The sequence below is a fragment of the Mesobacillus sp. LC4 genome (assembly GCF_053543455.1).
Genome location: NZ_JBGCUB010000001.1, coordinates 865,404 through 885,591 on the forward strand (window position 1 = coordinate 865,404; position 20,188 = coordinate 885,591).

The following is a 20,188-nucleotide window of genomic DNA, read 5'->3' on the forward strand; positions in this document are numbered from 1 at the left end:
AATCGTATATAATAGCGAGGGGACTTAATATGAATATCCGGCAAGCTGAAGAACGAGATACAGAGAATTTTGCACAACTCATTCAATATGTTGAAAGTACAACGAAATTCATGCTGTTTGGTCCAGGTGAAAGAAAATACAATCCTGAAGCACAAAGGAAAATGATACAGGCTTTTACAGCGGAAGGGAATTCAACTATTTTCCTGGCTGAAGTGGATAGCGAATTGGCAGGCTATATCATTGCGAAAGGCGGAAGTGCAATCCGAAATAAGCACTCAGCTTATCTTGTTATTGGAATAAAAGAAGAGCATCGAGGCAAAGGGATTGGTACAAAACTCTTTGAAGAACTTTTTAGATGGGGAAAAGAAATTCAGCTTCACAGACTTGAATTGACGGTTATGACAGATAATAGGGCAGGTATCGCGTTATACAAGAAGATGGGCTTTGAAATAGAAGGAACTAAGAAAGACTCATTGGTAGTGGATGGCCAGTATAAAGATGAATACTATATGGGGAAAATTCTATAGGTCACAAATAAATACTAACTGGACAAGCATGAAAACCGTCTGGGTCCACAGGGAGGGCCAGACGGTTTTATAAGAATAAAACATTGTTTATTGTTGCAGCGCTTCCCATTCTTCCCTCAACAATCCCATTTTTATTGAATCATAGTACTTCCCATTATAAAGTCGGCATTTCCTGATCCGTGCTTCTTCCACCATTCCCAGTTTTTTGCCGACCGTAAGCATCCTGGAATTTCCGGACCACGTTGTAAAACCGATTCTTGGTATAGGAAAGGTGTCAAAAAGGTGAGCAATCCATAATTTCAATGCATCTGTTCCAAAGCCACCATTCCAATGTTCTGGAAGGTAAATGACAATTCCGATTTCTAGCCATTGTGAAGATTCGTGTTCCCAGTAATATGTCACCATTCCGATAATTTCATCTTCTACTTTGATAAGGTACTTTCTGTCATATCCCTGGTCGATGAGGTTCGACATTTGTTCCTTGAACTTGTCTAGGGGTATTCGTCTAAGAGGGTAGTAGGGTGCATCCCATTTTTTCCATTCAGGATGTTCGTCATTGTGGATCAACTCCCACCATGTGTCCAAATCCTGTTCCTTAATTTTGCACAAAATGACCTGTTCACCTGATAATAGATTCGGCGTTTGCATTTTCCGTACCTCCTTAATAGATGTGAGGCTAGACATTTATTGTTTCTAATTCTCTTTTATTCTAGTATTTCCTGCGATAAATCAAAAATACAAAAAATGTTCAAATTCCATACAAAAAAGAGACGCTGGAATTAGCGTCTCTTAGTTAGTTGCTTCATCATCTATAAAGGCATTTTCATCAACTGCGAAGAAATTTAGTCCAGCGGCGATTGCGAAAGCCCCTCCAAGTAATGCGAATGTAGTAATCATTATGTAATCGCTCCTGTCATTAATTGTTTTTGTTTTGTTAGTACATATATTCCCGAAGTAAAAGCTATTAAACATATTATTACGAAAAAATGACAATTAAATTAAATAAATTTAATTCTATTGGAGGATGTTGTATGAAGTTATCTAGCAGAAAAATGACGAAAGAGTCTGCAATTGACGTTTTAAACTGGTATTATGAGCCGCCTTATGATTTGTATAATAATGTGGTTACTGATGAAGCGATTAGTGAATTACTTAATGAGGGATATACAGCGGTAGTGGATGGGCGAGAGGAATTGATTGGGTTTTATTGCAGCGGGCAAGCTGCCCAGGTTCCAGCTTTAAAAGAGTCAGGTGCGTATTCTAAGCCAGCTGTTGACGTAGGAGTAGGATTGCATCCTAAGCTTACTGGGCAGGGGTATGGTATTGTATTCTTATCATTCATTCTTAATGAACTGGAAGGTTTAAATCCAGATTCGACCTTTAGGCTGACTGTAGCTAAATTTAATAAAAGGGCAATTAGACTTTATGAAAATATGGGTTTTAAAATAGAATGCGAATTCAAAACTGAAAACAATGAATTCTTTACAATGGTAAAGTGGTGAAAAAGTAATTCGTCAATGCGTTTGGGCGAATTGGGACTTTTTAAGAAAGTTAACGATAAATAATTTGAAATTGTTAAATAATCCCTATATAATGAAAAAGCTGTGTGAAATTCTGGTTCACATATAGCGATATATAGATTGAAGGGGAGAATAAAGATGAAGAAGTTTTTGATTTTACTTTCAGCAATCACATTCGCAATCGGGTTGACTGCATGTTCAGCGGAAAAGGAAGAAGCACAACCTGAGAAGAAAGAAGCAGAAAAGGCTGCAGAGCCAGCTGCTAACCCAAAGAGTGTTTTGTACAAATTCTACATGAGTCTTGTAAGATCTATCAACGAGGCTGATGCTGATCTTAATGCATACGAAGGTGAAGAAGATCCTGAAGCACAGGCAGAATTAAAAGCCGCAGCCAGTGAATCTGCTGCTGCAGTTGCTACTAAGGTTGAAGGACTTGAAGTCCCAGCTGAATTGAAGGATCAAAAAGCGGACCTTGAAGCTGCACTTTCCGATATTGCAGAGTCATACAAGCTTAAATCAGAAGAGCTTAAGAAGGATGCTCCAGCTTTTGAAGCTGCTGATGAAAAGTTCACTCAAGGGGAAGAAAAGATTGGCGCGGCATTTGAGAGCGTTGACATGAAAAAACCTTCTCTTGCCAAGGAACTGTAATTGACACAAGAAAAGCTGTGCCATCGGCACAGCTTTTTTTAGTATATTGACTATGATTATTCAACAGTTTCATCAGCAGGTTCTTTAACTCCATTTTTCATGTTGAAGTACGCATCCATGACAGCACGGCCGATCTTTTTATTCGCTCCGTGGTCCACACTGCCCTGATAAGCCCAGGGAACAACGACTGCCATGGCGATTTCGGGATGATCGGATGGCGCATAGCCAACAAGGCTAAGATTCATCGTTGAAATTAGTTTTTCACCTGGCACCCGGTACTGTCCGTCATAGAACGCCTCTGCTGTTCCTGTCTTGCCAGCAGGGGAATAGGTTGCTGTGCTGAAGTATCGATAGGCAGTTCCTCCAGACTCTTGCATAACTTTTTTGAAACCGGTATGGACTCTATCAAGCCATTGTTTCTTAATGCCAGCATCGTTCAGTACATTTGGCGAAAAGGACTTATATATTGGTCCCAGCTCTTCACCATCCCCAGAAGGTTCACGGATTTCCTTTACAATCCTCGGCTGCATGCGATAACCTCCATTGGCGATTGTAGAGATATACTGGGCAAGCTGCATATTTGAATACGTATCATATTGCCCAATGACCAAATCGAGTACTTTACCAACTGGACTATTTGCTCCCTTTGCACCAGTTTGTTCATTTGGCAGGTCAATACCTGTCCTGATGCCAAGTCCAAAAGAGGCAAAGGAATTGCGGATCGTATCCCAAACCTTCTGATCAAGTCTCAAAGGTTGCTGATAACGATAAACACCATTTCCAATCCGGATTGCGGTGTGGAACATAAAGACATTCGATGACAATTTCAAGGCCTCGATATCATTCGGCGTTCCCAAATAGGCATAGGATTTTTTGACTGGTGTATCTTTAATGGTAAGTGCCCGATCGTCAAACCTAGTAGATGAATTGATTACGCCTGTTTTATAGCCAGTCAAAACTGTCGCACCTTTGACGACAGAACCCACGTTAAAGGTTTTACTGATGTTGCCAAGTGCGTCGTCTTCCATAGATATTTCTTTTGTTTTCTTATCTTTTACGATTTTTTTCCCTGCCATTGTCAATATTTCACCAGAGTTCGGATCCATCAAGACAACATAGGCACTGTCAAGGAGAGATGTTCCCGGGGACCTTTTGGCAGCCCATAATTCTTTTTCAATAATCTTCTCTACCTCAAGCTGAAGGTCCATATCGATACTTAGAATTAAATCTTTTCCTCGCTGGCCTTCTGAAACTAATTCTTTTTCCAATAGCTCACCTGATTTATCTGTCACATTCACTACTCTTTCTTTCTTGCCCTGCAGTACATCCTCATACTCCATTTCAAGATTGCTTTTCCCGACGCGGTCATTGAGTGTATAGCCCCGCGACAGAAAATAATCGAGTCTTTCAGCAGGAAGGCCTTCACTGCTAGTTGTGATTTTTCCTAAGACAGGTTTGAAGGCCTCTTCATAATTATATTGCCGATCCCAGTCCATAGTAGCATTAACACCAGGGAGCAGTGATAGATTTTCATTTACCACCGCAAATTCTTCTATGGTAACATCCTTGTTTTTGATGATTTGCGGCACAAATTTATAACCGCTGTTCATGATTCTGAAAATGGCGAGCTCTTCTATTTCCTGCTTAGATAGCTGATTTAGGTGCTTTTTCGTAATTCTGTCAATTTGCAATTTATATAGATCTTTATCCTCGAGTTTTTTATTTCTAAAAAGTTCCATTTCTTTATCTTTTATTAGCTTTTGCGCTTCTTCAGGATGCTTAATCATCCAGAAATCCTTCATGTCTCTTTCTCGGACCTTATCAGTTTCTTTGTCAATGAGTTTGGCCAGTTTTGCGGCAACCTTGAGCATTTCCTTTTGGGAGACTCCATTGTTCGTATATGTAATGGCATTCAGCGGTTTGTTATCGACAATCAGCTTATGATCTCTGTCCAGTATTCTTCCTCGCGGTACGGGGTTATTGACTGTCACATCTTCCTTCCTGTTAATTTCGCGTTTATAATCTTCTCCATGGACAATTTGCACGATGCCAAGACGCAGTACCAGCAATGAAAAGAGAAGAAAAACTGAAAAGAACAAAATATTAACCCTTATAGGAGTTGTATTCTTTTTTTTAGGCAATTTATCTCACATCCTATGAAAATATAAAAACCAGCTATTACCATAAGTTTACGTAATGGTTTACTTAATTGTAAAGGTTTTCCTGCAAAATAAAAGGAATCCTTATTAATTAGGATTCCTTGATGAATTATAAAGGTTCTTCCGGAATGATTATATTGCTGTTTGCATTCGGTATCTTTCGTTTTTCTATATTTATTTCGTCAGAGGAGTAGATTAGCACAATCATTTTTCCCGGATAGGCTTTTGCCCTGATCAGGATCGGCTGATTGTATTTGTTTTTGAATGTGAAATCTGGACCATACCAACTTACTGTTGCATCTCTGCCCGGAGGAACGTAGGGCACTTGTTTGCTATGGGAATATCGCTCCAGTATTTTCAAACCTGAGCGGTCAGCAGCGTTAAAGAGCGTTGATGACACCTGGCAAATGCCTCCGCCAATGCCCTCAGTCAGTTCACCTCTGACAATGATGGGAGCAGGCTGGTAGCCTTTCTGGGCAGTCCGTTTGCCGACAACCTTATTGAAGGAAAAGGTTTCCCCGGGAAAAACGACATGGTTATTAATCGCTTGGGCAGCAAGGTTAATGTTATGCGTCCGTTCCTTGTTTCTGCTATTGAAATAGGTTATATAATGGCCAATTAAATTTGTCCTGATGTTGGCGATAATTTCGCTGTCGACCTTTGGGTAAACAGGTAAAGTAGGGATTTCTATCCGTGAGTGGTGTTGTTCGAAAAAACTCTTGGTGAAGCGCTTCTTGAACCTTTTTTCATCGAGTATGTATCCTACATCTTCTGGAACGATCTTCCCGTAATCATCCAGACCGGCATTGGCCGGATCCTTCCTGATCTGGAGAGACAGCTGTTTATTTAAAGTTTCCAGCATCGTGTGATTAAGGATTGGATACCCAAACCATGGAATTGTAAAATCAGAGCGCTGTACTTCTGCAACTGGTTCATCATCCCATATCATATCGATTTCATCATGGTTATTAGCAGTGCTGCTAGAAAGAATAAATCCAATTGTCAGTAACCATTTCATTAATTCCACCTCCCGTTATATTATGGATAAGGAGATTGAGTTTAATGTATTTTGGGATTGATGGTGTTTAATGGAAAGCAAAAAAGGAGTTTTTCCTTTTTAAACGAATAAAAATAGGATTATGATTATGCATTAGCAGGAAGGGATAAAGTATGAAGATTAATTTATCATTGTTATCAATGGATGATGCCAAAGCATTATTCGAATTTGAAACAGCAAATAAGGAATTTTTTGAGGAGTTTGTACCTCCCAGGCCTGATTCTTATTTCATTTATGCAAAATTCATCCATACCACGCAGATGCTGTTAAAGGAACAAAAGGATAAGAAGTCTCTGTTCTTTTTAATCAAAGGCGAAAATGGAGAGATCATAGGCCGGATTAACCTAATAGATATTGACTGGCCAACCAAAACAGCTGAAGTAGGTTATCGAGTTGGAAAGAATTATATTGGCAAGGGATCAGCTGTCCAAGCTCTTGAAATGCTTAAATCTGATTCTTTACTTTTAGGAATTAAAAGGATACAAGCGAAAACAACCCTGGATAATATACCTTCTCAAAAGGTTTTGGAAAGGTGTTCTTTTCAGAAAGATACAGTATAGAAGGATAAATTTATACACTATACTGTAGCACTCTAGTCCACTTCTAGAGTGTTTTTTTTGTGTAATAGACTGATGTCCAAAATTTTCTAAATAACCGTTGAGTTTTATGTTATATTTTGTGTAAAATTACACTATACATAAAATTAAAAAAAGGAGTTCTATTTACTGTGTTCTTACCATTTCTTAATTTTTCTTAAGAAATTATTAAGAAAATATCCCCTATCTTTTAGGAAGGTGCTGGCATATAATTAAACTGTATTAATAATAATAGTACACTTAGTACAGATAGGGGGTCATTATGTTTGAGCTTGACCTTAGGAGCCGAAAGCCTATATACGAACAGCTGGTAGATAAGATGAAAGAGCTGATCATTAATGAAGTGCTCAAACCTGATGAACAATTGCCATCCGTGCGGCAAATGGCACAGCAATTGACAATTAACCCAAATACAATTCAAAAGGCATATAGGGAGCTTGAAGCTCAGAATTTCATTTATTCATTAAAGGGCAAGGGAAGCTTTGTCAATCCTATGGATCCTGGCAAAGATGCTGATAAAATCCTGCAGGTGAAGAAGGAAGTGGAGAAGCTCCTGCTGGAAGCACTATACCTGGGCATTCCTGCGGAAGAATTGCATGAGATGATAAGAAACATAGATGCGTTGAAAGGGGGAAGCAGGCAGGATGATTCAAATGATAGAGATAAATAAAACATTTGAAAAACAAGAGGCTGTCAGAAACGTCAATATGACGATCAATAAAGGCTCGATCTATGGGCTGATTGGGTCCAATGGAGCTGGAAAAACAACCATCATTAAATTGATTGCTGGTATTTATAGACAAGATACAGGACAGGTGCTACTGGACGGGTCACCAATTTTTGAAAATCAGGCTTTAAAGGAGAAAATATTTTACATATCCGATCAGCCATATTTCTTTCCTCAGTACACCGTCAAACAGATGGCGAACTTCTATAAAAGCATATATCCTGCATGGAATGAAGATAGATTCTTGAAATTAGCACAAGTCTTTGATTTCAGCATGAACAAAAAGCTGCATTCTTTTTCAAAAGGAATTCAAAGACAAGCTGCCTTCTGGCTCGCTTTATCCACAATGCCGGAAATTTTGATCCTTGATGAGCCTATGGATGGCCTGGATCCGGTTGCTAGGAAAAAGGTTAAGAACCTTCTCATACAGGATGTGGCGGACCGGGAAATGACGATTTTGATTTCCTCGCATAACTTGCGGGAAATTGAAGATATCTGTGACCACATCGGAATATTGCATCATGGCTCCCTTCTCATGGAAAAAGACTTGGATGATCTTAAATCTGATATCCATAAGGTCCAGGTAGCGTACCGGGGAGAGACTCCAAATCATCTGGAAAATCACCTTTCATTGCTGCACTGCGAAAGAAGGGGAAGTGTCATGGTATGCATTATCAGGGGAAAAGAAGACGAAATCGAAAAGGTGATCAATCAGACTGAGCCTGTGATCTTTGATATCCTCCCATTGACTTTAGAAGAAATTTTCATATACGAGATGGGGGATATCGGCTATGCGATCAAAAACATCCTTGTTTAACAAAGAGATGGTGCTGCAGGTGGGAAGAAACGTCGGCTGGATCTCTGCCATTTACTTCCTGGCTTTATTTTTCGCGATACCATTGCAAATTATGATGATCAATTCCGGTGAAAATTACCGAAGTTTTATGCCGGTGCAAAGATTATTTGATTTCCAGTTTCCTATTCAGTTCATTATGTTCATTACAGTACCAGTGGTTATGGCAATCTTTCTTTATCGCTTTCTGCACGTCAAGCAAGCAGCGGATTTAATTCATAGTCTGCCATTGAAACGTCAGCAGATTTTCCACTTTTACACTCTGACTGGCTATGCGTTTCTGATTGTTCCAGTGATCTTAGTTGCATTGATTACTGCCGTCATTCACGGTGTGTATGATTTAAATCTATATTTCCAGTTGGAAGATATTTTCAGATGGACAGGTATTGTTATCCTATTTAACTCTGTATTTTTCCTTTCAGGTGTATTTATTGCAATGGTTACAGGAATTTCGGTGGTCCAGGGAGTCCTGACATATATCATGTTATTGTTTCCAGCCGGTTTCACTTTGCTGATTATCTATAACCTGGGATTAATGCTGTATGGCTTTCCAAGTGATTATTATCAAATCAGGAATATAGAATATCTTTCGCCTATATCGCATCTGGCTTTTTTAGAGGGTCAGATGATTACTGCTAAGTCCTATTTTATATACTCAGTTCTAATATTTGTTTTATATTTCCTTTCTCTATATCTCTATAAAAAAAGGAAAATAGAAGCAGCCTCAGAAGCAATTGCTTTTAATGGTTTAAGAATCGTTTTTAAATACGGAGTCGCTTTCTGTATGATGCTGCTTGGTGGCATGTATTTTGATGCTATGCAGAATGAATTTGGATGGTTGATATTTGGATACGGTGCTGGGGGGATTATCGGCTATTTTGCTGCCGAAATGGTTCTTCAGAAAACTTGGAGGGTTTTTGGAAGAGTGAAGGGTCTTGGCTACTTTGCTGTTGGAATGGTGGTCTTAATTTTGATTACTCAAGCGTTCGCTCCTTACGAGAAAAAGGTGCCTGCGCTTGATGACATTAAAAGTGTCACCTATGCTAATCACATTTATATCCACCAGGATGACCGGCTTGCACCTAAACCACTATTGAAGAAAGAAAATATTGAAGCTGTCAGGATGCTCCATGAAAGCATTCTTAAGAATGAGAGATTGAATGAACGAAGAATGAAATCCCAGGAATTCGCTCTGTTTATCTATGAACTGAACAATGGAAAAAAATTAGTTCGCCAATACACAATTGACCGATTCGACTATGAAAAACAATTGAAGGAGATCTATGAATCATTAGAGTATAAGCGTGCACATGAGCCTGTTTTTAAAATCAGTACCGAAGATATAACCTCCATTAGAATAAACAAGCACTTCACTGGCAGTCCATTGACAATTACTGATAAGAACAAGATCAACGAGGCTTTTGAAATCCTGAAAAAGGAAATTGAACAAGAACCGTTTACTATTGACTCTTATCCGATAGGGAATCAGTCAACGATTGAAATTATGTCGGGCATAAATAATTATGACCATATAGAACTAAAGCAGACATATAAAAGCTTCATCGCATGGCTTGAGAAAAACGACATGCTTGAGGAAGCCATGGTGACACCAGACGATATTGACTATATTGTCGTGTCAAATGACTCAATTAAAGAAGAACAATTCAAGGAATATCCAGAAGAAGAAATCACCAATCGAATTATGAACGATAAAAACGCGCTTAAACTGAGTGAACGAAACCAGGTGCTATCAGCGATTGAGAGCGCAGGTTACGGTTGGTTTAATGAAGCGCCTTATACAGCAATTTTTGTATACAAAAATGGGGGCTATAAGGAAATACGCACATTTAGCGAAAATAAGGTGCCGGGCTTCATTAGGGAGCATTTTAAGGAAAACCAATAGAAAAAGTTGTAAGCAATTGGTGCTTGCAAAAGGTAAGGGGGATGGGTATGGCTATTCTTGATTTTGACGAGCTTTATAGAATACATGGAAAGAAGCTGTGTCAAATTGCTTTCAGTATCACAAAAGACAGGCATCTGGCAGAAGATGTTGTCCAGGAGACTTTTATAAAAGCATATAAAAAGGCAGATACAATCGTAGATACGAATAAAATCGGTTCATGGTTAGCAGCCATCGCAGCAAGAACGGCCATTGATTATTTGAGGGCAGAAAAAAGAAGAAAATGGCTTCCATCTGACCAGTCCATCATGGAGCAAATTTTCAGTGATCATGATACCGAGCAATCGCTTGAAAAGGAAGTCGAAATCATTCTTTTCAAAGAAGAAATCCAGCATATGCTGTATTTGTTGACGAATGAGTATCAGCAAGTATTGGTTTTAAGATTCCAATACGGTTTAAAAGAAGATGAAATTGCCTGCAAGCTGAATATAAAATCAGGCACAGTCAAAACTCGGCTTCATAGAGCTCGGAAACAATTGAAAAAAGTTATGTCAGAAAAATACCCAGCCTAATAGTAAAATACGGGCGATTGTTCAATCGCCTATTTTTTTCGGCTTAATGGTTGGAAAAAAATATAATTTATTCAAAAATTTTGAAAAAGAGGTGTGTCATATGATATCAATCAGCAACTTAAGCCACGATTTTAAAATAGGAAAGAAAGGGAAGGAAACAGTCATCCCAGTCTTGAAGAATGTTTCTTTTGAAGTGAACAATGGTGAAATAGTGACGATTGTTGGAAGGAGTGGATCAGGCAAATCAACGCTTCTTAACCTTGTCAGCGGTTTTATTAGACCAAAAGAGGGAGAAATCATCATTAATGGAGTGAAAACATCCTCTTTAAATGAAACGAAATTTGCAGATTTCCGGATTGAGCACCTCGGCTTCATATTTCAAAGCTTTCAGCTAATTCCAAGCATGACTGCCTATCAAAATGTTGAACTGCCTTTAATCCTCAAGGGAATCAAAGAGGAAGAGAGAAAAATACGCACTAATGAAATCCTTGAAATGGTGGGATTATCAGACTATCAAGATCATTATCCAGGTGAGCTTTCCGGCGGTCAGCAGCAAAGGGTGAGCATTGCCCGTGCACTTATAGTCAATCCGCCAATCATCCTTGCTGATGAACCAACTGGCAGTCTAGACTCGGAAACAGAAGAAGATCTGCTGAAGTTCATCATCAAATTAAACCGAGAGCTTGGCATCACATTTTTAATCATTACCCATGATGATAAGGTTGCCCAAATTGGCCATCGTACCATTGAATTAAGAGATGGAAAAGTTGTTGAGGAGGTATATGCAAATGAGGCTTAAGGATCAATTTAAATTCGTCAGGCAGAATATGAAAAAAAACCGTACTCGGTTGTTTATGACAATACTAGCATCGGCTATGAGTGTAGCATTCCTGATTGTACTAGCTTCTGTGGGGTTTGGACTTCATAAATCAATCGTCAAGGAAACGCTGGAGAGAAGGATCGTCACAGAGATTGAAGTTCCCGGAAAAGAAGAGCCGAATAACGGATTCAGACAGCTGACGAATGAGGATATTTCATACTTTGAAGACATAAAGGATGTCAAGGCTGTGACAAGAAGGAAAAACCTGCAGAATTACAGGTTTGAAGTGGACCAACACCAGACAAATGCCCAGGCAGTAGTGGCTCATATGCCTTCTGAAACAAAAGCAGGACTTGAACTTTCTGAAGGCAGGCTTCCAAAAGCAGAGAATGAAGTGGTCGTTGGGTATCATTTCTTCCAGGATCTTCGCCCAAATAAAGAGATAACTGAGGAACTTTATAATGAAAAGGGACAAATAAAAGAAAAGTTCCGCTATAATGGCGAGTTGGTCGGCAAGAAAATTAGCATGGAAGTTATCAAGTTCGAAGACGGCAAAGAGGTGAAAAAGCCTTTGGAAGTAACGGTTGTCGGAATTCGCAAGAAACCGACAAAGGAATGGATTTATGATAATGTCGTGTTTGTTTCCGAAGGAGTACTAAAGCAAGTCGAGGAGTTTACAGGGACACCAAGGGGAATGATGAAAGATCCTAACAATCCGGACATGGAGCTGCCAGCTATCCCTGCTGACCAGTATGATCAAGTAAATGTTTACGCAAAAGATATGGAATCAGTAAAAGACATTACGGCACAATTAAAAGAAAAGAATTATCCGTCCTATTCGGTCATTAATGAGCTTAAAGATGTCAATGTCATGTTCACAATTGTTAAAGCAGGGTTGATATTTATCGGCACTATTGCCATCATTATCGCATCAATCGGTATCTATAACACAATGACCATGGCCGTTACTGAAAGAGCACCTGACATCGGTATCATGAAAGCCATTGGAGCTAACCCTAAGACAATCAAAAAGATCTTCCTGCTCGAAAGCAGTTATATCGGATTGATCGGTGCAGCGATCGGAACACTTGTCGCTTATGCGATCAGTTTCATCGTCAACTTTGGTCTGCCGCTGATCATTAAGCAAGCTTTCGGTGAAGAACCGCCGGAAGGATTGGTATTCAGCTACATTCCATATACTTTGCCACTGATCAGTTTTATCATCTGCTACCTTGTCACCATCCTGTCTGGCCTTCGTCCTGCACAGCGGGCCACTAAAGTAGATGTTCTGCAGGCAATGAGACGGGAAGTATAAGGATCTATAGAATGTAAGGACCAGTCGTGGATACTGGTCCTTTTTACATTATTTAGTGGCGCATGTATTGGAAGCAGGCTAAAGAACAACGGTCCACACGTCTTCTACATCCAAAAAATCTGCTCAAACTTTATTGAACGATTTTTAATCATTGGCCGTCTTATGAAAAACGGTTAGCAAACAGGGGGTAGCAGAATGTCGCAAAATGTAATAGAACTGGACGCAGTTTCAAAACATTTCGGTGATCAAGTGGTACTAAGCAACGTTTCGATGAGTGTAAAAGAAGGAGAGATTGTCGGGCTTCTTGGTCCAAATGGTTCTGGAAAAACAACTATGATCCGCCTCATGAACGGAGTAATCAACCCAACAGATGGAAAGTTATCAATCCTCGGCATGGACCCGGGGTCCGAGGGAGATTCAGTTAGAAAGGCAACAGGGATTTTAACTGAAAATGCTGGCCTGTATCATGAGATGTCGGGAGTGGATAATCTTATCTTTTTTTCTAAGCTTTATGGAAACTACGACTTAAAGAAAATCCACCTTTTCTTGGAGGAATTTGAACTGTATGAACATATGCATAAAAAAGTAGGTGCATATAGTACAGGGATGAAACGCAGGCTGGGAATCATCAAGGCGATTTTGCACAATCCTAAACTTCTTTTTCTTGATGAACCTACGAATGGACTAGATCCTGAGGGAATTAAATTGGTACTTAAATTTCTAAAGAATTTAAATGAGCGAGAAGGAACCACCATTTTTCTTTGTTCACATATTTTGCATCAGCTAGAACATGTATGTAAAGAGTACTTTTTTCTAAATGACGGTCAAATAACTGACTTTGGTACTATAATTGAACTTCAACAAAGATATGTAAGCCAGATTAAATTGAAAGTTATTACAAATTTACAGCCTGCTGAATCTCAATGGGGAGGGTATCCGGTATTAATAAAGGATACAAATACATTGCAATTCCTTTTGCCTTCAAGTGAACATATAACCCCGCTTCTCCAAAAAATCATCCGTGATTTCTGGGTACACCATGTGGAGGTTGAGAATAACGATTTGGAATCACTATATTTTAAAATCAGGAGTGGGGTCAATGAATAAAAAGTTGATATGGCTTATAGCTGCTAAAGATATAAGAGGAATAACGAGCTCCGTTCAGGTATGGCTTGGTCTGATTTTATTGCCGCTGATTTTTTCGGTGATTTTTCCGTTAGCTTTTATTCTTTTGGTAAAGAATGTACCAATAACTTCCCCGGATTTTACTGAGTTAGTTGCAAACATTTTGCAGGGGCTTAGAGGTACAGAGAGCGGGGAATTGATAGCCACACTGCCAAGCATGAAACACCAAATTATTTTTGTCATAGTGAATTACCTGCTTGGTTCGATCTTCTTGCTTATACCAACCATTAACGCAATGATGATTGCCCTTCATAGCTTTGTTGGTGAAAAAGAAAAACGGACAATGGAAACACTATTGTTTTCACCTATTACTGTGATGGAATTATTCATTGGGAAAGTCCTTGCAGCATTCATTCCTTCTATTATTATCACTTGGGTAAGCTTCTTCCTGTTTGGAGTTATCACTGTAAGCTTGACTTATAATATGTTTGGCTATTTTATTTTCCCGAATGCAAATTGGCTTACACTGATGTTTTGGGTTGTACCGATGATTACAATATTCACAATCCTTGTGAACGTGTTTGTTTCTGCAAGGGCAAAAGGTTTTCAGGAGGCACAGCAGCTAGGGGGAATCATAATCCTTCCTATCATGGGTCTTTTCATAGGCCAGGCAACGGGTTTTCTTATCATTAATCCCCTCTTTCTTTCATTAATTGGTCTTATTATATTGATTTTGAATTTTATCTTATTAAAATTCATGACTAAATATAATGATCGAAATACTTTATTTGAAAAGCAAATATAGTTTTTACAGTCATGCTCGATGCTTGAGCAAAGTTGACTGGTAAATTTGTGAGACCGAGACAGCGGATTTGAAAATGTATAGATTGCTGACCTTTAGAAAAATCTAATCTTATCGCTTATTTTACAGGGGGATAGGATATGTCAGTTATAGTTATTCAAACATTTGAGATGAAACAAGATAAATTTCCAGACGGTATCAAGAACTTACGATTAATCCAAAATTTCCGAAACGAACAATATGATCATAGGGTGGAGCTCTTGTCGCCAATTTCAGGTGAAGACCATACTTATGCATTAATTTCAACATATGAAGGGCTGGCAGAAATGGAGCTTCAAAATAAAAAAATGTTCGAGGACGAGGAGTATAAAAAGCTCATCGGTGAGTTCTTTCTGGAAAACATCGTGCAAGGAAGTATGTACACTCAGATGTATCGAACGATGACTGGATTGAGTAAAGATTCAGAATCAGAAAAAAACAAAAAATAATAACGAAAAAGTCGATCCTTTATGGACTCGACTTTTTTCTTGCTTGATTAAAAATTACATAAAATACGGCTGATACTCGAATGATAATATTTGTTGAGGAAGGGGGTAAAGCAATGGATTATTTTCTGCCATCATCAAAGTCGGGATGCGGAAATGGCGGTTCAACTGAAGGAGATTTGAAATGGTGGCAATTGTCCCTGATTGGTGTTGGCTGTACGATTGGGACAGGTTTCTTCCTAGGTTCAGCTATTGGAATCAAAGTCACCGGCCCGTCAATCGTTCTATCATTCATGCTTGCTGCTTTTGGCACATACGTCGTTTATAACTTATTAGCGAAAATGACAGCCGAGGATCCGCAAGATGGTTCATTTTGCTATTATGCAAAAAAAGCATATGGCCAGTGGGCTGGATTCAGCTGCGGCTGGAATTATTGGAGCTCCAATATTTTGATTATGGGAAGTCAGCTTACTGCGCTATCAATTTTATCCCAGTTCTGGTTTCCTAGTATCCCATTATGGCTTTTCGCTACTGGCTATGCCATCCTTTCGATCGGTGTGGTATTTACCGGTAACAAGGGATTTGACAAGGTAGAAGATCTATTGGCCATCATTAAAACAGCAGCAATCATCATGTTCATTTTAATAGCTGCCGCGGCTCTTTTTGGACTGTTTAATTTGGAAACAAAACAAGTGATACTGCCAAATAGTCCAAAAAAACTGTTTCCTGAGGGGATTAAAGGCTTTTGGTCATCACTGATTTATGCCTTTTATGCCTATGGAGGGATCGAAGTAATCGGGTTGATGGCAACACGTCTAAAGAAAAAAGAAGATGCACCAAAAGCGGGTGTGATCATGCTGATCTTACTAGTCATCATCTATGTACTTGCTTTGGGTCTCGCAGTGATCATGGCAGCTCACGGTGCTTTTAACCATAAAGAAAGTCCTTTCGTCACAGCGTTGGAATCTTATAACTTAGCTTTTTTTCCTCACGTTTTCAACGCAGCAATCATTGTCGCGGGTTTCTCGACTATGACAGCATCGTTGTTTGGGGTCACCACCTTGCTCGTAACCCTGGCTGATGATGGGGATGCTCCCAAGGTCTTCTCCAAGAAAATCGAAAAGTTGAAACAAGTGCCCCTTCCATCATTAGGACTGGCAGTTGTCGGATTAATTGCTTCAATCATTACAGCCTTGCTGCTCCCAGGTAAAATTTATGAGTATATCACCACAGCCGCTGGAATCCTGATTTTGTTCAATTGGACTTTTATTATCATTTCAGCTTTGAAATTGCTGGAATTGAAAGCATGGGGTAAATTGATTTCTTTTATAGGTATTGCCCTTATTCTAGCGGCTGTAAGCGGAACGATCATGGAAAAGAGCATACGAATGGGCTTCTTTATTAGCCTTATTGTGGTCTTGCTTATCGGGGTGATCTCTGTTGTTTTACAGAAAAAGGTGTGGAATAAAGCAAGTTGAACATGATAACAAATAATGATAATACATCGTGTTGAAAAACAAAAAAGTTTGCGAATATGGCCAAATAAAAATAACTAAAGATATAAAAAAGAGCTGCAGCCACAGCTCTTTTTTTCTGAAGAAAAGATTCAATCTTTTACATAAACAGTATCCTGCTTCTTGGAAACTTTGAATTCAAATAACTCAAAAACTATTCCATAAATGAATGACGTTAAGAACATAGATGCGAACATATCAAGGATATAATGTTGTTTCACAAACAAGGTGGAGAGGATGATCAATGATCCCATCACGGGTACGAAGATCGAATGAAACAAGTGCTTATTACGGATATTGATACTCCCCAGAATGATTGCGAACGTGGTCAATACATGAATGCTTGGAAAAGCGTTGTATGGTTGGTCATGGCTATATATCATTGCTACAAGGTCTAAAAAGATCCCATCTCCGACAAGTTTTGGACGAGGTACTGTTGTTTGGAAGAAGAAATAAATCAGGAAACAGATCAATTCTCCTACAACAATTAACGTCAACGTCTTCATATAAACTCGGGTATCTTTATACCAAAAATAAACCAGGTAGCCGAAAATAAAAGCGTACCATATAATATATGGAATGATAAAGACTGGAAGGAAAGGAATCATACCGTCCACTTCAGTAGAGAGGATTACTGCCTCTCTGGGATTATTATTTAAAATTTTATAAACCAAACCTAAAATTGGCATAACCAGTAAAAATAATAAATAGGGCAATTCTCTCTTTTTAGTTTTCATATCACTTTCCCCTTCTGCTAAATTGCTTATGGTGTATAAATACCACAAACAATATATTTTAACCCCAGACCAATCGTTACATTTCCTGCCATCACTAATATAGACGAATTAAAAGCGGCATTAGTTCCCATTTCCTATCCCATAATAATTGCTTTTAAAGAAATTCCCCCAAATTCCATCCATAAAGACCGTTCACATCAATAAAAACTGCAACTCAAATATTCATATTGTCTTAATCCGAAAGTCATATATTTACAAAAATACATACATTCTACCTGAGCTTTCTTCATAATCTGAAATATGGTATATAAGGGAGGCGAAGAAGTTGAAAAGGGCAGATATCGGACGAGATTTGCTGACCATCATTTATTTATTAACGCTTTTTATGATCATTAGCTTTTACTTTGGCTCAGGGAATTTGGCTGATTTCGTGGGTAAACTATATGCCCTTTATCCACCAGAAGTGATTGTCAGGAAAATGCAGGATTTGATCCTATTGGCTGCTTCCGAGGGGTCATTAGGGATTACTAGAAATGGTGAGCCTTTTGAAGCTGTAGTAGGAACCTATGTTTACAAGAGTATTCCCATCATCATCACGGCATTTGCTTTGGCCATTCCACTCGGAATCGCAAAGGGAATCTTTGATTACCGCAAAAAAAACACAGTGACAGGTGTCGGGCAAGGTTTGACGTCTTTCATCACTTCTTTGCCAGATTTTTTCCTCATCCTATCACTTCAATGGATCATACTATTCCATTTCCGTTTCATTGACTGGTTTGGAAGCGAGCAATGGTATAATTTCATGCTGCCTGCACTTTTAGTGGCTATATATCCACTAATGTATCTTGCAAGAGTCACATCCGCTGCATTATCGAATGAGGACGGTGCTATGTATATCCGAACAGCCAGGGCAATGGGTCTTTCCGAAAGGCTTGTAATTAAGAAACATATCTTGAAAAAATGCATGGGAGCAATTTTTCAGCACATTCCCGCTGTGACCACATATATCCTATCGAATCTATTGATGGTTGAGTGGCTGATGGACTATAAAGGAGCTGCATGGAGATTATTATATGCAATTCAGCGCAGCAATGATCCCAATCATAATGAAATGGGGCTGGCAATTGAGCTGTCTATGTGCTTTATGGTTTTTTTGTTCATTTCGCAGCCATTAAATATCCTTCTGCAGCAAAAATATCTTCCTGAAAAGTCTAATCCTGTATATCAAATATTAATGACGATATTAAGATATATTTTTATTTCAATCTTTATTTGTCTATTTTTTCTGCTAATCAATATGACTCCAAAGATATGAAGAATAATAGTCTTGAAATAAATAGAGAGAAAACAAGGGGGTAGCCATGAATAGAAATTGGTCCATTTGGCTAGGGTCATTAATGTTTGGTTTCCTATTATTTTTTGCTGTTTTTGGTTCTGATTTATCTTTTATCGATCCAAATCCAGCCGACAGCCGCATGAGGTTTTACGAGGATGGTTCTATGGCCAGGGCGCCCTTTCCTCCTTCTCTTGAAGATCCACTAGGCACTGACAGTGACGGGAGGGATTTGCTGAGCCTGTTGATTATCGGGACAAGAGACACATTGCGTTACATATTTCTGATTACGATTCTTCGATATTTGATTGCCCTTCCGCTAGCATATCTTTCAGCGCCTAAACGAGGGTTGGCCTATATCATTTCGCATGGCTGGAATTCATTTTTTAGCAGCGTGCCAGCAGTGTTTTCAGCAATCATGATCATTTTGATCTCCAAACCTGTTTGGGAGTCTCAAACAGGTTCAAATCTTCCGATGTATTGGTCAATCCTTCTTTTAGCATTAATGGAGGTAGGAAGAGTGAGCGTACTGCTTTCTCACGAAATTCATGACCTGTCAGAAAAAGAATATGTTAAAGCAGGAATTGTTATCGGAAATGGACCTTTAAAATTATTTAAAAACTATTATCTTCCTAACCTTTCTCAAAGTTTAGTCATCAATTTTTGTAACGATTTGAGCAGGGTAACATTGTTAATTGGCCAACTGGCTTTATTCGGCTATTTCATTGCATCTAAATCTTTGTTGCTTGAAGGAGGAATAATCGAAATCTCCTCAGCTACCTATGATTGGCAGGCACTTTTGGAAAAAGCAAGGAGTGATCTTATTAAAGCTCCCTGGATTCCCATCTTTCCTGCACTTGCTATTACTTTTACCATCCTCTCATTTAATCTTCTTGGAGAGGGACTGCGGCAAAAGTTTGATTTGATATCCGAATCGTCTGAGAAAATTGCATTAATGAATATCCGAAAATATTTCAGGAAAGAAATTAAATGATGGGATAAAGGGTATCCGCATACGTTGGTTTCTGGTATCCATATTAATTTTAGCAGGAATCATTACCATTGGACTAAATAACGACGATGAAAAAGTTCCATCAGCTGCAAAACCAGATAAACAGCAAGAAGATCAGTCAACCTCAATGGGGGATACGTATAAGAAGGTGGGTGACATGTTGGTGCCATTAACAGAATCTACAACGAAAAAGGGAGGATTATACGATAGCGTTTCATACATCAAAACCACAATGAAACAAACAAAAACGATTCCTTATCCAGTTTTTGAAGATGAGGAAGGGGTAAAATTAGTCTGTTAGAATAGTAAACGTTGGGCCACAAAAGAAATAAAGAATAAATTTAGATTATAAAATAGAAAAACCCTTGATATTAAATCAAGGGTTTAAGCGTCCCAGAAGAGATTCGAACTCCCGACCTACAGTTTAGGAAACTGTTGCTCTATCCTACTGAGCTACTGGGACATGTTAGAAGGAATAATCTAATT

At 38.8% G+C, this 20,188-nt stretch carries 20 protein-coding genes and 1 tRNA gene; 16 read left to right on the forward strand and 5 right to left on the reverse strand.

Annotation, left to right across the window (positions count from 1 at the left end; genetic code table 11):
* The first annotated feature begins 29 nt into the window (after positions 1-29).
* A complete protein-coding gene (locus tag AB5I83_RS04535) occupies positions 30-527 on the forward strand; it encodes an N-acetyltransferase family protein (protein ID WP_448973140.1) in 498 nt (165 codons plus the stop codon).
* 87 nt (positions 528-614) lie between these two features.
* Here AB5I83_RS04535 and AB5I83_RS04540 read toward each other — a convergent pair whose 3' ends face one another.
* Complete coding sequence (locus AB5I83_RS04540; RefSeq protein ID WP_448973142.1) at positions 615-1,175, reverse strand: GNAT family N-acetyltransferase; 561 nt, start codon at positions 1,173-1,175, stop codon at positions 615-617.
* Between the two features lie 383 nt (positions 1,176-1,558).
* On the opposite strand from AB5I83_RS04540, the gene AB5I83_RS04545 reads away from it, so the two are divergent.
* Both AB5I83_RS04545 and AB5I83_RS04550 read left to right on the forward strand, forming a co-directional pair.
* Positions 1,559-2,029, forward strand: coding sequence for an N-acetyltransferase family protein (locus tag AB5I83_RS04545; protein ID WP_448973144.1), 471 nt, complete (start codon positions 1,559-1,561; stop codon positions 2,027-2,029).
* A gap of 156 nt (positions 2,030-2,185) precedes the next feature.
* Positions 2,186-2,695: a hypothetical protein gene (locus AB5I83_RS04550; protein ID WP_448973146.1), complete on the forward strand. Its 510-nt coding sequence runs from the start codon at positions 2,186-2,188 to the stop codon at positions 2,693-2,695.
* A gap of 56 nt (positions 2,696-2,751) precedes the next feature.
* Here the strand turns inward: AB5I83_RS04550 and AB5I83_RS04555 are convergent, their stop codons facing one another.
* Both AB5I83_RS04555 and AB5I83_RS04560 read right to left on the reverse strand, forming a co-directional pair.
* Positions 2,752-4,836: a peptidoglycan D,D-transpeptidase FtsI family protein gene (locus AB5I83_RS04555; RefSeq protein WP_448973148.1), complete on the reverse strand. Its 2,085-nt coding sequence runs from the start codon at positions 4,834-4,836 to the stop codon at positions 2,752-2,754.
* A 127-nt stretch (positions 4,837-4,963) separates the two neighbouring features.
* A complete protein-coding gene (locus AB5I83_RS04560) occupies positions 4,964-5,872 on the reverse strand; it encodes a VanW family protein (RefSeq protein ID WP_448973149.1) in 909 nt (302 codons plus the stop codon).
* A gap of 152 nt (positions 5,873-6,024) precedes the next feature.
* Between AB5I83_RS04560 and AB5I83_RS04565 the strand changes: the two genes are divergently transcribed.
* The 11 genes from AB5I83_RS04565 (at position 6,025) to AB5I83_RS04615 (ending at position 16,584) form a co-directional block, all read left to right on the forward strand.
* Positions 6,025-6,471 (forward strand): GNAT family N-acetyltransferase, encoded by a 447-nt coding sequence (locus AB5I83_RS04565; protein WP_448973150.1) that lies wholly within the window; start codon positions 6,025-6,027, stop codon positions 6,469-6,471.
* A gap of 298 nt (positions 6,472-6,769) precedes the next feature.
* Positions 6,770-7,177, forward strand: a complete 408-nt coding sequence (locus AB5I83_RS04570; RefSeq protein WP_448973152.1) for a GntR family transcriptional regulator — start codon at positions 6,770-6,772, stop codon at positions 7,175-7,177.
* Complete coding sequence (locus AB5I83_RS04575) at positions 7,152-8,051, forward strand: ABC transporter ATP-binding protein (protein ID WP_448973154.1); 900 nt, start codon at positions 7,152-7,154, stop codon at positions 8,049-8,051. The genes AB5I83_RS04570 and AB5I83_RS04575 overlap by 26 nt, the downstream gene beginning before the upstream one ends.
* A complete protein-coding gene (locus AB5I83_RS04580; protein ID WP_448973156.1) occupies positions 8,026-9,990 on the forward strand; it encodes a DUF6449 domain-containing protein in 1,965 nt (654 codons plus the stop codon). The genes AB5I83_RS04575 and AB5I83_RS04580 overlap by 26 nt, the downstream gene beginning before the upstream one ends.
* Positions 9,991-10,037: 47 nt before the next feature.
* Entirely contained in the window at positions 10,038-10,559 is a 522-nt protein-coding gene (locus tag AB5I83_RS04585; RefSeq protein WP_167832610.1) for an RNA polymerase sigma factor, read from the forward strand.
* A gap of 100 nt (positions 10,560-10,659) precedes the next feature.
* Positions 10,660-11,358 carry an ABC transporter ATP-binding protein gene (locus AB5I83_RS04590; protein WP_448973158.1) on the forward strand — a complete coding sequence of 233 codons (699 nt, stop codon included), beginning with the start codon at positions 10,660-10,662 and terminating at the stop codon, positions 11,356-11,358.
* Positions 11,348-12,694: an ABC transporter permease gene (locus tag AB5I83_RS04595; protein ID WP_448973160.1), complete on the forward strand. Its 1,347-nt coding sequence runs from the start codon at positions 11,348-11,350 to the stop codon at positions 12,692-12,694. Before AB5I83_RS04590 ends, AB5I83_RS04595 begins: the two co-directional genes overlap by 11 nt.
* Positions 12,695-12,889: 195 nt before the next feature.
* A complete protein-coding gene (locus tag AB5I83_RS04600; protein WP_448973162.1) occupies positions 12,890-13,801 on the forward strand; it encodes an ABC transporter ATP-binding protein in 912 nt (303 codons plus the stop codon).
* Complete coding sequence (locus AB5I83_RS04605) at positions 13,794-14,624, forward strand: ABC transporter permease subunit (protein ID WP_448973163.1); 831 nt, start codon at positions 13,794-13,796, stop codon at positions 14,622-14,624. The genes AB5I83_RS04600 and AB5I83_RS04605 overlap by 8 nt, the downstream gene beginning before the upstream one ends.
* A gap of 137 nt (positions 14,625-14,761) precedes the next feature.
* Complete coding sequence (locus AB5I83_RS04610; protein ID WP_226085058.1) at positions 14,762-15,109, forward strand: hypothetical protein; 348 nt, start codon at positions 14,762-14,764, stop codon at positions 15,107-15,109.
* A gap of 113 nt (positions 15,110-15,222) precedes the next feature.
* Positions 15,223-16,584, forward strand: coding sequence for an amino acid permease (locus tag AB5I83_RS04615; protein ID WP_167832616.1), 1,362 nt, complete (start codon positions 15,223-15,225; stop codon positions 16,582-16,584).
* A gap of 128 nt (positions 16,585-16,712) precedes the next feature.
* On the opposite strand, the gene AB5I83_RS04620 is transcribed toward AB5I83_RS04615, so the two are convergent.
* Positions 16,713-17,357 (reverse strand): phosphatase PAP2 family protein, encoded by a 645-nt coding sequence (locus AB5I83_RS04620; RefSeq protein WP_448973165.1) that lies wholly within the window; start codon positions 17,355-17,357, stop codon positions 16,713-16,715.
* 325 nt (positions 17,358-17,682) lie between these two features.
* Here AB5I83_RS04620 and AB5I83_RS04625 point away from each other — a divergent pair, with 325 nt between their 5' ends.
* Together AB5I83_RS04625 and AB5I83_RS04630 are read left to right on the forward strand one after the other, a co-directional pair.
* A complete protein-coding gene (locus AB5I83_RS04625) occupies positions 17,683-18,672 on the forward strand; it encodes an ABC transporter permease subunit (RefSeq protein ID WP_448973167.1) in 990 nt (329 codons plus the stop codon).
* Between the two features lie 46 nt (positions 18,673-18,718).
* Positions 18,719-19,684 (forward strand): ABC transporter permease, encoded by a 966-nt coding sequence (locus AB5I83_RS04630; protein WP_448973169.1) that lies wholly within the window; start codon positions 18,719-18,721, stop codon positions 19,682-19,684.
* Between the two features lie 407 nt (positions 19,685-20,091).
* On the opposite strand, the gene AB5I83_RS04635 is transcribed toward AB5I83_RS04630, so the two are convergent.
* Positions 20,092-20,165: transfer RNA gene (locus AB5I83_RS04635), tRNA-Arg, on the reverse strand.
* Positions 20,166-20,188 lie beyond the last annotated feature (23 nt).

Excerpts from the sequence above, each read along its gene's own strand:
- AB5I83_RS04565 (WP_448973150.1), top strand. The coding sequence starts at position 6,025 with ATGAAGATTAATTTATCATTGTTATCAATGGATGATGCCAAAGCATTA.
- AB5I83_RS04585 (WP_167832610.1), top strand. The coding sequence starts at position 10,038 with ATGGCTATTCTTGATTTTGACGAGCTTTATAGAATACATGGAAAGAAG.
- AB5I83_RS04535 (WP_448973140.1), top strand. The coding sequence starts at position 30 with ATGAATATCCGGCAAGCTGAAGAACGAGATACAGAGAATTTTGCACAA.
- AB5I83_RS04560 (WP_448973149.1), bottom strand. The coding sequence starts at position 5,872 with ATGAAATGGTTACTGACAATTGGATTTATTCTTTCTAGCAGCACTGCT.
- AB5I83_RS04630 (WP_448973169.1), top strand. The coding sequence starts at position 18,719 with ATGAATAGAAATTGGTCCATTTGGCTAGGGTCATTAATGTTTGGTTTC.
- AB5I83_RS04595 (WP_448973160.1), top strand. The coding sequence starts at position 11,348 with ATGAGGCTTAAGGATCAATTTAAATTCGTCAGGCAGAATATGAAAAAA.
- AB5I83_RS04590 (WP_448973158.1), top strand. The coding sequence starts at position 10,660 with ATGATATCAATCAGCAACTTAAGCCACGATTTTAAAATAGGAAAGAAA.
- AB5I83_RS04580 (WP_448973156.1), top strand. The coding sequence starts at position 8,026 with ATGCGATCAAAAACATCCTTGTTTAACAAAGAGATGGTGCTGCAGGTG.
- AB5I83_RS04570 (WP_448973152.1), top strand. The coding sequence starts at position 6,770 with ATGTTTGAGCTTGACCTTAGGAGCCGAAAGCCTATATACGAACAGCTG.
- AB5I83_RS04615 (WP_167832616.1), top strand. The coding sequence starts at position 15,223 with ATGGATTATTTTCTGCCATCATCAAAGTCGGGATGCGGAAATGGCGGT.
- AB5I83_RS04540 (WP_448973142.1), bottom strand. The coding sequence starts at position 1,175 with ATGCAAACGCCGAATCTATTATCAGGTGAACAGGTCATTTTGTGCAAA.
- AB5I83_RS04610 (WP_226085058.1), top strand. The coding sequence starts at position 14,762 with ATGTCAGTTATAGTTATTCAAACATTTGAGATGAAACAAGATAAATTT.
- AB5I83_RS04600 (WP_448973162.1), top strand. The coding sequence starts at position 12,890 with ATGTCGCAAAATGTAATAGAACTGGACGCAGTTTCAAAACATTTCGGT.
- AB5I83_RS04575 (WP_448973154.1), top strand. The coding sequence starts at position 7,152 with ATGATTCAAATGATAGAGATAAATAAAACATTTGAAAAACAAGAGGCT.
- AB5I83_RS04545 (WP_448973144.1), top strand. The coding sequence starts at position 1,559 with ATGAAGTTATCTAGCAGAAAAATGACGAAAGAGTCTGCAATTGACGTT.
- AB5I83_RS04620 (WP_448973165.1), bottom strand. The coding sequence starts at position 17,357 with ATGAAAACTAAAAAGAGAGAATTGCCCTATTTATTATTTTTACTGGTT.
- AB5I83_RS04550 (WP_448973146.1), top strand. The coding sequence starts at position 2,186 with ATGAAGAAGTTTTTGATTTTACTTTCAGCAATCACATTCGCAATCGGG.
- AB5I83_RS04605 (WP_448973163.1), top strand. The coding sequence starts at position 13,794 with ATGAATAAAAAGTTGATATGGCTTATAGCTGCTAAAGATATAAGAGGA.